Origin of the sequence: Paraglaciecola aquimarina, assembly GCF_032464635.1 — a bacterium.
GTDB lineage: Bacteria > Pseudomonadota > Gammaproteobacteria > Enterobacterales > Alteromonadaceae > Paraglaciecola > Paraglaciecola aquimarina.
On sequence record NZ_JAWDIO010000002.1, the window covers coordinates 2,137,561 to 2,153,400 of the forward strand.

Genomic DNA, 15,840 nt, shown 5'->3' on the forward strand with positions numbered 1-15,840 from the left:
ACTCTAGAAGTTAACACGTAGGTCTAAACGGTAAGTTCGGCCGCTAAACTGTAATAGCGAAGTTCTACTTGTATCTGCATTACCTTCAAGGGCATTACCTTCATCAAATAGAATTGGATTGCCTTGCGCATCTACATCACCTAAATCATGTTCGCGACTAGTGTAGTAACGTCTTACTTCTTCGTTAGTCAAGTTAATAGCTTGGAAAGAAACACGGATATCACTGGATATCTGATAACTTGCAGATAAATCAAACGTGCCTCGGCCCTCTTGCCATACAGAACCTTCACGGTTGAATCGCTGCACTAGCTCATCAGACTTTCCTCGATAAGCCAATCGAATTTGGTGGCCATCTTGCTCCCAAAATACCGTTGCATTGTAGCTATGCTTCGGTGTCCATGCTTGCGGGAATTCCGGTAAGATTTTACCTTCTTCTAGAGTAGATTCTTGTTCGTCTGACTTAGACTCTTGGTAGGTGTAGTTCATGGTTGTACCTAAACCACTCCATATCCCCGGTAAGAAATCATAAACTTGTGAATAAGAAAGTTCGATACCGGTAATGGTGGCACCCACACCGTTAATTTGCCTACGGGCATCATATCTAGCACAGTAGTTGATTAGGTCTGAGTCATCATAAAACCAATCATTACTCACTTGGTTTACCGCCGCCCTTGCTGGCATACAAGCAGCTTGCCCAATGTCTGTAAAACCTGTTGGGTTAGCGGCAAAGTATTCGCGGATCTGTGCTTCACTCAATATTAGCTGTCCCGCGTCATAATCGGTTAGATCTTTATCACGTAAATCATCCACGTAAACTACTGACGATTCTTGTTCAATAAAATCAGACATGTCCTTATTGAATATGGCCATCGATACCATACTGCTTGGGTTAAAGTACCATTCTATTGAAAGATCTAAATTGACGGATTCTTGTGGTAATAACTTAGGATTGTTTAGTGTGATATTAGAACCACGTGTGGTTAGACTAGGATCGCCCCAAATACCTTCGTTCAATTGGAAACCTGGTTTTAAACTGTCTATTGGTGGACGTGACATGGTTTTAGATACAGCAAAACGTGTAATTAAATCCTCACCTACTTGGTAATTTAAGTTTAAGCTAGGTAAATATAAGTCATAAACGTTAGTACCACGGGTTTTGAAAGTACGTAAACTGTTGTCTATGTTTGCATCTGGGTCATCGGTAAATATATCGTTTACTAATGTCGATGGATCACTATGACGCCAGTTCCACCACCAGCCGCCTTCGCTAGCGTTTTGAGTAGTACGCCAATCAAAACATGGGTATCCTGCAGGATCTTGAGGAATTCGTACTGGGTTATCAGGATCTGACCTATCCCAGCCTGTACCATCAATTCGGTTTTCGCGCCCTAATGCTTGACCATTGTAGTCAAACAAGTTGTCTGTGTTGCAACTTTCTAAATTTTCGTTACGTAACTGTTTCCAAACAAATGGGTCGAAGTAACGGTTTAAGTTGGTACTAGCAAACTTTGCCCCTGAGCTACCAAACGTTTCAAGCTCTGTTTTTACATAACGCAGACCAACATCACCAGTTAACTTACCATCTAAGTATGCAAAGTTAGCTTTAAAATACGCAGCGCTGTTCTCTAAAATTGCTTGGCGAGTAGCGGAGTCATTTACTTCAAGGTTATTGCCACTTAAACCATAAGCCATATCAATAAGCTTTTGGTCATCAACTAATGTCCAACCATCAGTGATATTGTTACGTGAAATCCCAAATGAAGACATGAAGTTATCTACTGGGAACTCTTCGTCTGATATGAAGTTAGCTGCGCTAATGGTATTGATACCGTCGCCAGAGACGATTCCTTTTACCCCTATTGCGTTACCTTCTGCATCATAACGAATTACTACAACAGGGTCTACTGTCGTACGGAATTGACCATTTTGATCATCGACATACTTATCACGTTCTGACCATTTCGCGCCAAATTCTAATTTAGTGATACCAGCGAAATCCACTTCATAGTCAAAATCAACAAAAGCTGTTTTTTGTGTGTCTTTAACTTCGCGTTCACTTAGCCCCATCCAATTTACTGATTGTGCAGCAATATCGTCTGGGTTAAAAGCTGAACGACCCATGTTATCGCCATTGGATTCAGGATCCATCAAAGATACAAAACCGTCACCAAATATCAATTCACAGACACCCGATGTACAATCGTAACCAGCTGGCTGGATGCCAGTATGTGGTGTACCGTATGCATCAGCTCGCGCTTTGACTTGCGATTGAACACCATAACCATTTAACAAATTCATTGATACTGTGTTGGTAGGCTCCAAGTGAGTTTCAGAATAATTTAGCCCTACTTCAACTTTTAAGTCTTCGGTTAGGTACTGCTCTATGTTTAAATTAGCAACTTTGTTGACAGTTGTGCCACCACCATTACGACGTTGCATTCCACCGTCACCGAAACGGTTGGCGTTTTTAACAAAGGTTCTTGATTGCGGGTCTATTACCCACCAATCTTCCTGCGGGTCAGTGTAAGTGGGATAGTTGTCAGTACCAGGGATCGCTGAACTAGGATTGTATACACCTTCTTCGTAGTTAAAAAGGTGATTATTGGCGCGAATGTTTACCCCATGATTGGTATCCACTACGTCTTGTTTGGCCCAGTTTAGACTTAACACTACATTTGTATCTTCCGTAGGTTGATATTGAATAGTTGTATCTAAGCCTTGACGGTTTCTTTCGTTAGTAAATAAAGAATATTCTACCGAGTTAGGGACCAAGCCCGTAACATCGTTTACTATATTGCCTTCTAGATCTCTTGCAATACGGCCATTTATCACATCATAACGGTTAATACTCATTTGATCACGACGAATAGATGAGGTTTCGTCAACTGCTGTGATCAATATTCCAAATGTTTCATCTAAGAATTTGTGTGAAAATGTACCGGACAGTTTGTGATCCGCTTCTTCTGAAAAGTCATTGTAACGACCTTGTAAGGTTAAACGGCGAACATTATTACTAATGTCTAAAGGCTTAACGGTGTTTAGCTGTATAGATGCACCCAGTGAGCCTTCATCGTGGTCGGCACTAGGAGTCTTAACAACATTGATACTTGATAATACGTCAGAAGAAAACGCACTCAAATCAACTGATTGGTTAAAATCAGCAGTTGTTAATGTAACACCATTTAAGCTAATAACGTTTTGGTTCGGGTTGGCACCACGAACCGTTACCATAGTTCCTTCACCATCGGTGCTTTGTACCGAAACACCGGTTACACGTGAAAGTGCGTCAGCTATGTTTTGGTCGGTAGATTTACCAATATCTTCAGCAAAAATTGAGTCAGAGACGTTTCCGCTTAACCGTTTTTGAGCCATTGACTTTAGCAGACTGCCTTTAAAGCCAGTTACTTCTATGATTTCTAGTTCATCGTCTTCACCTTTTGGTTTATCACTTTCGACCTGACTAGTATTAACACCTGCTACTTCAGTCTCTTGAGCTTGGGCGTTAGCTGTATAGGCTATTGAACTACTAGCTAACATAGCTATTGTCAAAGCGCTTAGCTTGAACTTTATTCGTGTATCATTCATGTATGCCTCCGATAGGACGGTTTTAACTCCGCTAGCAACTGACTATCTACTTGCTATTTTGGAGTTTCTCTTTGCTTTGTGTTTTTGTGATTATGTTTTTATATTTAAACCTAATAAGTCACATATAGATCATTGGGTAGGTGTTTTTTTTGCGAAAATGAAACGCCACCAATGATTGTTGACAATATACACCAGTGTTAACAAAGTCAACAATTCTTTTACAAAGTGTGTCTGTGTTAATATCTATTTCGGCAGGGAAAACAATGTTTATAACGTATTTTATCGGGGTTGTGTTGTTGTTAATTAAATGTTTTTAATGTGGTTTTTGGTATGTGCTAATCAGCAGGATTAACATTGTTAAAAACTAATGCTTTAGTAAGTTGAATTATATGAATATGTGTCCAGTATGATATTTCCTTATAAGGAAATGTTTGGATAACCTCAATCAAATGTGCTAATTAATATTTAAGACTAAAGTCTAGGTTGTGAAGCTGTTGACTTATTTGTATTTTATTGAGCTTCAAAGGTGTTAGGAGTACGCACTCTAATATTGAGTAGTCGCTCCCGCTGTGTATGCTTTACACAGTATTAATTTTACGTATTAAACATTTCGTTATTTAAGTTGAGAAAAGAACGGGGTAATGTTTTTAGGGCTAAATCCATTACATAAATTTAGGCGTGGTGTTATGGAACAAGTAAATTCTTCTCAAAGAAGCATTCTCATTGTTGGTGGTGGCACCGCAGGGTGGATGGCAGCTAACCTTTTTTCAAAATCACTCAGTCATTTAGGCTTTGATATTGCGTTATTGGAGTCAGCTAATATTCCTACTGTGGGGGTAGGGGAAGGCTCAACGCCTTATATTAGGCATTTGTTTTCAGCATTAGATCTTACTGAAGATGAATGGATGCCTGCATGTAGTGCCACTTATAAAGGAGGAATTACATTTGCAGATTGGTCGACAAAGAAAGGTTTCAATCAATATTTTCATCCTTTTTCAAGTTCTCTTGATCAACAAAGCTTTGACGTATTTAGGCAAGTTACTATGCTTAGGCATGGAAATTATCAAGTTGATGCTCACCCCAATAGTTACTTTTTACAGTCAGAGTTAGTTAAGCAAGGCCGTATACCAAAATCCAATGATACTAGTGTTGTAGATTCAATCTATGCGTATCACTTCGACGCTACAAAACTTGGACTATTTCTAAAGAGTCATGCAGAGCAGCTAGGTGTGCGGCATATTGTTGACGAGGTAATCGATGTCAAACTTTCCCATTCCGGAGATATTAGCTCGGTGCTGACTACATCCGGTCGAACTTTAACGGCAGATATTTTTGTTGATTGCACCGGTTTTAAAGCGTTGTTAATGGAAAAAACCTTGGGTGTGAAGTTTTGTTCTTTTAAAGATAACTTATTTAATGATTCGGCAGTGGCCATCCCTACGGCGAAAAAAGAGGGGTATGTACCGCAAACGATATCTACCGCGTTATCTAATGGTTGGAAGTGGGATATACCGCTGTCTTCGCGCACAGGTAATGGTTATGTCTATAGTAGTGATTTTTTAAGTGCGGACTTAGCCGAGAGAGAATTGAGACAGGCTATCAATGCTAATGACCCAAATATTGAGGCACGACATATAAAAATGAAAGTGGGGCGGTTGGAGAAACATTGGTATAAAAACTGTGTTGCCATTGGTTTGTCACAGGGATTTATTGAGCCTCTTGAAGCAACAGCCTTACATATTGTACAACTTAGCATTGAGCAGTTTGTAGAGCAGGTTAAGAGGGGAGACTACACTAATAAATACCAAGATTTTTATAATCATGGCGTCAATCACCTCTTTGAACATATTCGCGATTATATTGTGTTGCATTATTTAACGAATAGTAGAAGTGATACAGATTATTGGAAAGCGTGCCGTAATGACATAAAAATATCTGATCGTCTACAAGCCGTGATGGAAGTGTGGTGTAGTGGACAAGATTTAGAAAAAGAGTTAAATAGGCAACAAGTCACTCAGTATTATTCTTCAATGTCATGGCATGTTTTATTGGCAGGTATGGGCGTTTTTCCACAGATAAACTCTGCAGAATTAACCGAACATCAGCAGGCTCAACAAGCATTGAATCAAATAACACAATACATTGCTAAGCATACTAAATACTTTCCCATGAGTTAAGAGGCTTACTTGTTAAGGTTATTTATAAATATTCTGTGTTCTGGTAATTTGTCCACTTCACGTTTAATCGCATTGTGTACGTTAGTTAAAAACTGTACTGCTCCATTGGCTGGGATATCTGGTTGAGAAAACTTTTCATAACTCTTCAAGTATTTTTGACCAATTAATACTTGTATCCAACTTTCGTAACTAAACAATTCTCTTGAATCAATTTTTATAAAGCCTGTGTCACTGTATTCTTGCAGCCTTTGTTTTAGCGTTTCAGGTAAAATCATATTTTTGGCAATCTAGCCAAAATTTGCCGTCATCTCTTTGATTGATATGATAGTGTAATATTAAAAATCTCTAATTCTTTTGGTTTCGAAGGCAAATGTTTCATTAAAAAACGAGTTGTCTTGCCAATTATTATCATCTAATTGTTTACGCAATAACAAAGCAAATCGATAAATTAAATGAATACTTGTAGACTCCATGGGTCCCATAAATCCGCTTGATAAACCTATAGCAACACAGTTTTTGTGCCAAGGTGTAGTTAAGCAACCTGTGGTAAATGGTATGATTTTAGGTTCAGTGATAGGCTTGCCATCTAGGCTGGCCAAAAGCTCTTGTTTAGCCTCTTCATCAGAAATATATTTACTGCAATATACATAACCATTACCCGTTCTACTTTTTAGTGGAATTTGCCAACGCCAGCCGGCTTGCATGGCAATTGCTTTAGTATAGGAAGGAATGGAGTCTGAGACGTTTTCGGTTTGAATTGCTATTGCTTTGTCGCAAGGTAAGTACTTGCTCCACTCTTCAACTTCTTGGTTTAGCTCTTGTTTAATTAATCGTCCTACACTACCTGAGCAATCAATAAATAGGTCTCCGTCTACCTGTTGATTATTATCTAGTGTTAGGCTCGAAATATTGCCTGATTCCGCTAGTTGAACATGGGTGACTGTCGCCGTAATATGCTCGATGCCGTTCTTAACACTAAATTCACTTAGGTATTTTGCCATCAGACTCGCATCAAAATGCAGAGCAAAAGATAAACTGCATAGTGGATAAAAGTCTGTGGGCTTAGAGCCTTTAGGTCTTGGGGCTTGAGGGACAAATTTATGGTTATAGGCGGCCACAGCGGACGGGAAAAAAGGCGTAATACTCGTTGCGCCTGTTTGATGAGCCGTTTTAAACCAAAAATCTAAAAAGGGGATATTGTTAATCTCTGTACCTAGTTTACCGAAAGCATGCATGTACTGCTCACCAGTTTTAGACCAGTTTTCGAAATGAATGCCGTATTTAAATGTACCATCTACATTTGCCACTAAATCACTATCGTTTAATTCTAAGTATTCAATTAACGAATAAATAGGTGGAATGCTAGCTTCACCTACGCCAACAGGCTGAATGGTTTCAGATTCAATTAATGTGACGGTATAATTAGTTTGCGCTAAGTTTTTTGACAATATTGAGGCTGTCACCCAGCCCGCTGTACCGCCACCTAATATAACTATCTTTTTCTTTGTTCTAGCCAAGATTATTCCTTATTAATTCAATACCTTGTTGCTGATATTTAACTACTGTTGAATTTTAATTAGTGATTAATCGTTCAAAATTACTCATAAGCACTCATACTGCTTCAAATATCTGTTAGCTATAGAAAGCTTAGTTCAAGATAGAATAATTTAATTTTCATTAAATTAACTATTGAATAATAACGTTTTGTATTTATTTACTAAGCCAGTTTCTTTGTTTTTATATATGCTACCGATGTTTCGCATTTAATGGTTGTGGAGCGTTGTTGTTTTGTATTAATAAATTAGTGATGCTTTTTGGTTCATTTATTTTAAAAGTTAATACTTAGTAAATTATAAGAGATGATTAATTGTAAACAAAATGTCATAAACAAACCAATTTAAATATTTTCAAGTTTTAATCTCGTTCTAGTTGGTAATCTTTTGTTTAAAATCATATTTTATTTCTAATTGCAAATATTTGGGATAGAAAATGACTAACTGTAAAAATTATGACGATAGATAGACATTGATAACTGACCAATTCTATTGGAAAACTGTTCTCTTAAAAATCTGAAACTCTATGTTATAGACAATGGTTGTTTATATTTAAACTTCGTTTTTTCTTTGTGAAAACAAAGGTTGTTTTTTGGTAAGTGTACGTTTTTAATGATAATTTTTAATTTTGTTTTGTGCCAATTGTTAACAATGTTGTGTTGACAGTTAAAATTTTGAGGGGTAAAGTGTAAAAATCGAGTTATAGATTTTAGCTTATGCATTACGAAATCTTATTTTCGGTGACTCTCAACAACACAAAATCTGGGACAATGAAATGACACAGACCAAACACAATTTTAAACTAAGTACTATATGCGTAGCGGTTCTAGCCGCTACGAGTATTAGTGCTTTCGCTCAGCAAGAAGAAGATAAAGAAGATGGGCTTGAAGTAATTGAAATTACTGGTATCAAAAGTAGTTTGAAAAAGTCTATTAATGATAAACGTTTCGCTTCTGGTATTCGCGATACCATTAACGCTGAAGATATCGGTAAGTCTACAGATCAGAATATTGCCGATGCTCTAGGACGTGTGACAGGTGTAACAGTAGTTAGTGCCGATGGTGAAGGGACTCAAATCACTGTGCGTGGCGCCGATGCTAACCAAAATGCTATTACTCTTAATGGTCAAACCCTTACTTCTACCGATTTTTCACAAGCCGTTGATTTAAGTTCTTTTTCTGCAGATACCCTTTCTAAACTAGAAGTGGTTAAAACTGCGAGTGCTGATCATGATGAAGGGTCGTTAGGTGCGTCGGTTAACTTGGTGACGGTTAGGCCTTTGGATGTCAGTAAAGACGTTCGTTCGGCAACGGTGCAAGGGCGCTACAGTGATTTCTCTGAAAAAGCTAACCACAAAATTCAATTTTCAGTCAGTGAAAAATTCTTAGATGAAACGTTAGGTGTAGCATTGACCGTAGTCGATGAAACTAATGCCTATCGCCGAGATCAATATAGTGCAAATAATTATCAAGCGACGCCGACCTTAAGACAAGGGCTGGATCAAAACGGTAATGTTATTTCTAATTTTAGGGCAATTGAGCCTGCAAATACTCAATATGAATTGCATGAAAATGAAAGTAACCGTCAAGGTGTAAGTTTAGGTGTGCAATATTTGCCCACAGATAAATCTGAATTAATGTTTGATGTGAATTTTAGTAAGCAAGACTTAGTTCGTACATATGATTCTATTCAAGCCCGTGCAAATGCGGGAAAATTAAATCAAATTGAAGGCTTACCTTCTGCAGATAACCGTCCAGTTGCTCCGCAAACTGACCCATATGATTGGTATCAAGTAGATACCAGCACTAGTACTATGATGAAACGTCAGAATCGTTATGGCGCGGGCAACATGGCTCGTTCTGATGGTGGTACTGATAATGAAAACTTTAGTGCAACTTTGAACTTTAAAACTGAGTTGACTGATACCTTACGTATGTCTGCCTTAGTAGGTATGTCAAAAAGTACCTCTAATAGTAAACCAAGGTAATGCTTATACTGTTATGCAAAACTGGGCTCAAGTGACGCAGGGCATGTTATATGATGCGGGTGATGATGTTCAGCCTGTTGGTTACGATTGTACAACAGGTGTAACCTGCACCATGATCCATGGTGAAGATATTATAGACTTTGGTGATAACCTCGAAGATTACTATGATGAAGAAAATGTGCTTAGACCTGCTAATTGGGACAACACAGGTTTAACGGGATTTAATCCAGCGGATACAAAAAGCTTTTTCTTAGGTTATATTCGTGAAACAGATGTAACCGTTGAAGATGAAATTAAAAACGCACAAATCGATTTCGATTACGATTTAGATGCCTTTGGTATCACTTCGGTTGAGTTCGGTGTAAAAACATCTACCCGTACTAAGTTTGTTGATAATCAAGCGTATAATTATACGTCCGTAGCAGAAGGTTCGGTAGTTGAGCAACCTGATGGTACATTAGTGACCATTGTTAGCGGTACTATGATGGATATTACTGGTGACCTAATTGCCGGTGAGCCTATGGAATATGATAACTTCATGGAGTCTTTAGGGTACGCGGCTAGCAGTGCTACCAGTGGTTGGGCACCGATTGACATTAAAAAGGCGAGAGAATCATTATTAGGCGCAGATGACCTAGTCCGAGACGTCGACAATACAGAAACCCGTTCAGCTGACATAGATACTTCTGCAGCGTATCTAAAGTTTAATTTTGAAGCTTTAGATGGTGCATTAACCGGTGACATAGGTCTACGTTATGTGAAAACAGAAGTTGAAGCTAATGGTTACAATGGTTTCAGTTTTTATGGCGATCCTAACCGTCCTCAATTTGAGTTTGATTTTAACCGCGTAACGTTAAGAGATTTACGTAACACTGATTTGCCAGAATGTCGTCCATTTACGCCTAGTATGGAAGGAGGTGGATATAACAATAAATATCAACGTGTTGATGGCTTAGGCTGGGATACTAGCGCTGGTCCTGATCCTTCTACATGGGTACGAATTCCTGATCAAGGTGCTTGTCACGACCCTGAATATGCAACTTTTGCTCAAGCTTATGATGATTTCCTAAATGATGAAACAAACACGTTAACAAGGCCTGCTAACGCTGATTATGGTATCAATTGGTTTAACATGTGGATGTATACAGATGTTAGAGGAAGTCGTTTTTATGCCTATGATGAATTACCTACTTGGGATGGTGGTTTTGCACCAAATGATACAACACCATATGATACCACTCCGGTTAACAAGTCATTAAAGTCTACTCCTACTTCTGGTACGCATAGTTATTCGAATGTATTACCTAGCTTAAACCTAAATTATGCTTTTTCTGATGAGATGATTGGTCGTTTTGCTATTTCTAAGACAATGACTCGACCTGAAATTGACTTGCTTCGTCCTTATTATAAAGTGACAGAAGGCGGATATTGGGGGTCAGGTAATCCAAATGTGGGTTCCGTTAGGTCATATAATACTCAGTTAGAACCGCTTACATCGAATAACTTAGATCTATCCTTTGAATGGTATTTTTCTGAAACGGGTATGTTAAGTGTCGCTTTATATCGTAAAGACATGTCTAACTTTACTGATTTACAAACTTCCAATGAGTATATCTTAGACGTACGTGATGACAGTGTTAACCCTGCAAGTGTCAATGACCTTAGTGATGACAGTAGATGAAACTGATACTGCGTCAGAAAACTACGGTCTAGAAGGATGTCTTGGTTTAATGACCACCACTGATTTTGCTTGGTGGGCAACCGACCCAACTATCATGAGTAACGATTTACGTGATCTTTGTGCCAAGCCTAGTGTGACTAAAACAGTTAACGCTGAAGACGCAACAATTACCGGTCTTGAGATTGGTTATGTGCAAACTTATGATTTCTTAGCAGAAGAGTTTGGCTTGCCTGAGTGGACAAACGGTTTTGGTTTATCTGCCAACTATACATATCAAGATAGTAGTTACGATTCAGAGATTGATGACGCCAATCCATTTGCTTATCCGGTCGCCGATACGCCTGAACATAGTTATAACGCTTCGTTTTTCTGGGAGCAAGGCGGCCATTCTGTGAATTTAAGTTTCCGTGGTAGTTCAGACTCACTAGTAGGACGAGACTGGAATACTAACCAAGGGGGACGTTATTGGAATAATGGTTCGATCTGGAATGAAGGTAGACAAACCCTAGACTTGTCAGCGAATTGGCGGGTTATGGACAATGTGTCTGTTAGTTTCCAAGCTATCAACTTGACAGATGAGGCTTATCGAACCTATTTCACTAGTCGAACTTTACAAGTTGTATCAGATGGAAACGGAGGTTTTACTAATCTAGTGGAAGGTAATCCGTTAGAGGGGAGGCTCCTCAACATCGTACGTATACACGTTATAAAGTAGGTACCACATACCGCCTTGGTCTCCGTGTAAACTTCTAAGAATACTACGATATGTGCGGGCTACGGTCCGTGCATGGAATTGACAGATATTGGTAAATATAATTATGAAAAACATTTAAAAAATCTCATGCTTTATTAGCCGGCTCGGTGTTACTAGCTTTAACTGGTTGTAATACCCCTGATTATGAATATGAAGCAAAACCGAATACTAGTGCCCCTACTCATGGTGGTGATATTTACGTATCTTTACCTGAAAAATGGGAATTAAAAGTTGTTGATTTACTAGGTACAACCACTTCAGGTAATACAACCAACGATACTGTGGCTAAAGACGCAGATAAGGATTACTTGACGGTTAAAGACGTTGTATTGACTGCATCTATTAAAGATGCATCAGGAAATGTCATCACCAGTGATGTGGAACTGGCAGCGGGTGCGGCGGTTATTGATGGTAATTTTATCAATTATCGTCCTGTATTAGCTGAAGCTCAGGTTGATAGTGATCAAGTGTTATCAATTGTCGCAGAGTATAATATTTCTGATGGTGAACATAGTATTCCACGCAAAGTAACTGTTGAATTGGTAGGTGAAGACTTTGCGCCACAATTTGATGGTGGACTATCGGCTGGCGGCACGTTAGATAATGACACCGTTCGCTTGGAGTTATTAACCGGAGTGACAGATCAAGATGCGCAAGACGCGGTATTGTCTGCATCAAATATGGTTGCCAATACAGATAATCCATTTGAGCTAGCTTTTTCGATTGTGGATATTGAAAAAGTAAATGATATGGGGACACCTGACGATACAGAAGATGATGTGACATATACGACACAACAAGTGGAGTTTGACGTTACGTCAATTTCTGACGAATTAACCCGCGGGTTGAGTTATCAGTTTAATTACACATATGATGTTAACGACCATAATCATGCTATTCAACGTGATTTGTCATTTACTCTTTTAGCAGTTAAAGACATACCTGGTTCACCTAAAGTAGATGAATACTTCACAGATGAAATTGTTCCTGAAACTTCAGGCATTACTGTTGTTGATTTAAAACAGGGCATTGTTGAACGTGAAGGAGATGCAATTGTCATTAGTGATGTCAAAGTCAATGACAAAACTTCTGATTTAGACTTTGGCATTTTAGATATTGATGAAGCAGACGGTACTGTGACAATCGATTCTCATGCTTTTTTCACAGAAGCTAAAGTGGGTAAAACCTTCAAAGCCGCTGAGGTAACTTATACCGTTGCCGATGACAAAGGTAACGTAACGGATGGTAAGCGTACTTTATCTATCATGGTTCAAGGTGAACAAGTTAACTTAGGAGCGGTAGTCGCCCCCAATGTTGATTTGGAAGACCCTCTTTACGTTGGTCAGTTTACTCAAGCCAATCTTGCAACTTTTACATTTGGTTATGCTCACAATTGGAACTGTGGTGGCGATCAAGGGATCTTTATTTCTGAAGACGCCGCGCGTACAGGTAATTATGGCTTATTGTTGGATGGAGCAATTTGTTACATAGGGCTTGATGACATTGCCACGCTAGAAACGGGCCAGAAATACGCATTTTCTTATGGTTTAAGAAACCCGGAAGACTTGCCTAGTTCAGCTAATCCATTTTCACCGGTGTGGGTGACCAACACTACATTAAACAATAAGTTTTGGAGTGCATCGCGTCCTGCAGTACAACCTGCTGGTGAGTGGAAGGAAATAGTGACTTTGGTAGGAACCCATATGAGTGCTTGGGCTGGTTATGAAGGTTCAATGTTGCAATGGGATATTGGTCAGTACGATCCAAGAGCGGTACATCACTTCGATGACATTTCGGTGGTTGAATATGGGGCTATCGACACGTCTGTACATGACCTTTTAGTTGATAATGTTGGTTTGTTTGAAAATAACGAAGCGATTGCATCTAATGCAGGTTTAGTTGAAATTCGTGATGATGCAGGCGATAAAAAGCTATTTGTTGATGTTGGTGCTGAGTCATCTGTTACAGTGAGTTTACCTATTAAAGCGGGGGCGATTAAACCTAATGCGCGTTACGCTCTATCCATAGAAGGTCAACTGATCAATCATGCTGCTTTGGGTTTAGCTGATTCTGTTGGTTATAGCGTGAGTTTATCGAATGGTGTAGACAGTATTGCTGCTAGTAATAATCCAATTACTTGGGCTGCTAACGTAATGCCACAAGATGTGATTATTTCTGAGAACTACGGTAGAAGTGCAGAAATCGATTGGTCGCAAGAAACTATGACCCTTGATATCACTTTTACTCAAGTAAATGCTCAATATTACATTAATAATCTACGTTTGATTGCTATTCCAAACTAGATAATAATGAATACAATAAAAGCCCGATGATTCATTTCACCGGGCTTTTTTATTGGGTTTAGAATAGTGTCTTTAAATTTTAGTTTAATTCAGGTTATCTGCTAATAGACTTTAAATACTCACCATGAGTGGGGAGTTGTTGCACTTTTGTTTGAATATCACTTTCTATTTGTGTTAAAAAGCTTTGTAATTCACCTTCTGTTAATTCATCGGCTAAAGAATGATGTACATCTGGCACTAGACCTTGCCCTATCATTACTTGCAGCCAAGAGTCGACAAATATCTCATTTCTTTTTTGCACAAATCGGCCGGTGTTTTTAAATAACTCCATACGGGCTTTTAGCGTATCCGGTATATCCATACTTTTACAAAATTTCCAAAAGGTGAGTCTTCTCTTTCAGTTTGGCAATAGTGCAAAATAATAAAGTCTTTAATTTCATTGTAGTCTCGGCACATGTAATCATTGTATTCAGCCACTTCCAATTCGTTGATACCATTGCTTGGGAAGTACTGAATTAATTGCATGATCCCTTGTTGGATAATATGGATTGCAGTGGACTCCAAAGGTTCAATAAAGCCTCCAGCTAAGCCCATGGCAATACAGTTTTTGTTCCAAAGCTGTGTTCTATGTCCGGTTTTAAATTTGATGACTCTTGGCTCAGTCAGAGTTTCGCCTTCGATACTAGATAACAGTATACTTTGGGCTTCATCATCATTCATAAACTGACTAGAATAGACGATGCCATTGCCCATTCGGTGCTGTAAGGGGATGCGCCATTGCCAACCTGCATGATGAGCAATTGAGCGGGTGAAAGGCTCTGGGGATTGAGTTAATTTTGTTTGCACTGCTATGGCTCTATTCATAGGTAGCCAGTGCGACCAGTCAGTGAAAGGGGTATTTAAGGTTTCATCGATAAGTAGGCCCTTAAATCCAGAGCAATCAATAAATAAATCCCCTGCAATTATTTGACCGTCCTTTAATTCAAGACGGGTAATATTGCCGTTTATTGGTGCAGTGTGAACTTTACTGACCATACCCTCTATACGTGTTACACCATTTCTTAAGGATTCTTGCTTTAACATTTTAGCGTAAAGGCCAGCATCTAAATGATAAGCAAAATTTACCCCGTTTTCTTGATGGGCAAACTTATTGGAAAGTGCGGCCTGAGCTTCGAAATTATAATAACTAAAAGGTTTTGACATGCCTAAATCAAGGCCTCGTTTCCAGTATTCATGAAAACCTGCGGCCCACATTCCCAAACCAGTTGAACCAAAGCCATGGAAATAGCTTTCGCCTTGTTTATGCCAATTTTCAAACTGAATGCCTAGCTTAAAACTGCCAGACGTCTGTTCTACAAATTCGCTCGAGCGAATGCCCAAAATATCATTAAAAAAATGCAAGCTTGGGATGGTGGCTTCGCCGACACCTATTGTGCCAATTTGGTCTGACTCCACTAAGCTTATATCGAGTTTAGTCATTGTTTTAGAAAGCATTGCAGCCGTCATCCAACCAGCTGTTCCACCACCAAGAATTACCACTTTTTGTACTTTTGAGTTCATTTTGCTCTCACTCTTTCTAACGCATTATTCTCTCACTAGTTGTTAACAGAGAAGGTTATCACTAAATGCTATGTGAATTGTTAACAATACCTGAAGGTGTATGAAATTAGAATATCTAACGTTGGCTAAGTTGCGGCCTTACTTATCATTTGTTGTTAATTCTTTGAAAACGCTTTTATAGCGCAAGCCCTAACTATTTTTAGGTAAATCAATTGTTAACAATTGGTTTGGTTGGTGTTC

The 15,840-nt window shown here is 38.8% G+C and carries 7 protein-coding genes and 2 pseudogenes; 5 read left to right on the top strand and 4 right to left on the bottom strand.

Annotated elements, in window-relative coordinates; genetic code table 11:
- Nucleotides 1-3 precede the first annotated feature (3 nt).
- On the bottom strand, nt 4-3,585 hold the full coding sequence (locus RS130_RS10760; RefSeq protein WP_316025953.1) for a TonB-dependent receptor: 3,582 nt from the start codon (nt 3,583-3,585) through the stop codon (nt 4-6).
- 686 nt (nt 3,586-4,271) lie between these two features.
- On the opposite strand from RS130_RS10760, the gene RS130_RS10765 reads away from it, so the two are divergent.
- The gene (locus tag RS130_RS10765; protein WP_316025954.1) at nt 4,272-5,762 is read left to right on the top strand and encodes a tryptophan halogenase family protein; all 1,491 of its coding nucleotides are present in this window, start codon (nt 4,272-4,274) and stop codon (nt 5,760-5,762) included.
- Nucleotides 5,763-5,767: 5 nt separating this feature from the next.
- Here RS130_RS10765 and RS130_RS10770 read toward each other — a convergent pair whose 3' ends face one another.
- Nucleotides 5,768-6,037: a hypothetical protein gene (locus RS130_RS10770; protein WP_316025955.1), complete on the bottom strand. Its 270-nt coding sequence runs from the start codon at nt 6,035-6,037 to the stop codon at nt 5,768-5,770.
- A pseudogene (locus RS130_RS10775) lies at nt 6,024-7,225 on the bottom strand (tryptophan halogenase family protein). The gene RS130_RS10770 and the pseudogene RS130_RS10775 overlap by 14 nt, the downstream one beginning before the upstream one ends.
- A gap of 865 nt (nt 7,226-8,090) precedes the next feature.
- On the opposite strand from RS130_RS10775, the gene RS130_RS10780 reads away from it, so the two are divergent.
- From RS130_RS10780 to RS130_RS10795, 4 genes are all read left to right on the top strand, one after another.
- Nucleotides 8,091-9,302: a TonB-dependent receptor plug domain-containing protein gene (locus tag RS130_RS10780; RefSeq protein ID WP_316025957.1), complete on the top strand. Its 1,212-nt coding sequence runs from the start codon at nt 8,091-8,093 to the stop codon at nt 9,300-9,302.
- 13 nt (nt 9,303-9,315) lie between these two features.
- Nucleotides 9,316-10,983, top strand: a complete 1,668-nt coding sequence (locus tag RS130_RS10785) for a TonB-dependent receptor domain-containing protein (RefSeq protein ID WP_316025958.1) — start codon at nt 9,316-9,318, stop codon at nt 10,981-10,983.
- Nucleotides 10,931-11,698: a TonB-dependent receptor domain-containing protein gene (locus RS130_RS10790; RefSeq protein ID WP_316025959.1), complete on the top strand. Its 768-nt coding sequence runs from the start codon at nt 10,931-10,933 to the stop codon at nt 11,696-11,698. Before RS130_RS10785 ends, RS130_RS10790 begins: the two co-directional genes overlap by 53 nt.
- A gap of 146 nt (nt 11,699-11,844) precedes the next feature.
- Entirely contained in the window at nt 11,845-14,040 is a 2,196-nt protein-coding gene (locus RS130_RS10795) for a hypothetical protein (protein WP_316025960.1), read from the top strand.
- Between the two features lie 94 nt (nt 14,041-14,134).
- Here RS130_RS10795 and RS130_RS10805 read toward each other — a convergent pair.
- Nucleotides 14,135-15,600: pseudogene (locus tag RS130_RS10805) on the bottom strand (tryptophan halogenase family protein).
- Nucleotides 15,601-15,840: the final 240 nt, after the last annotated feature.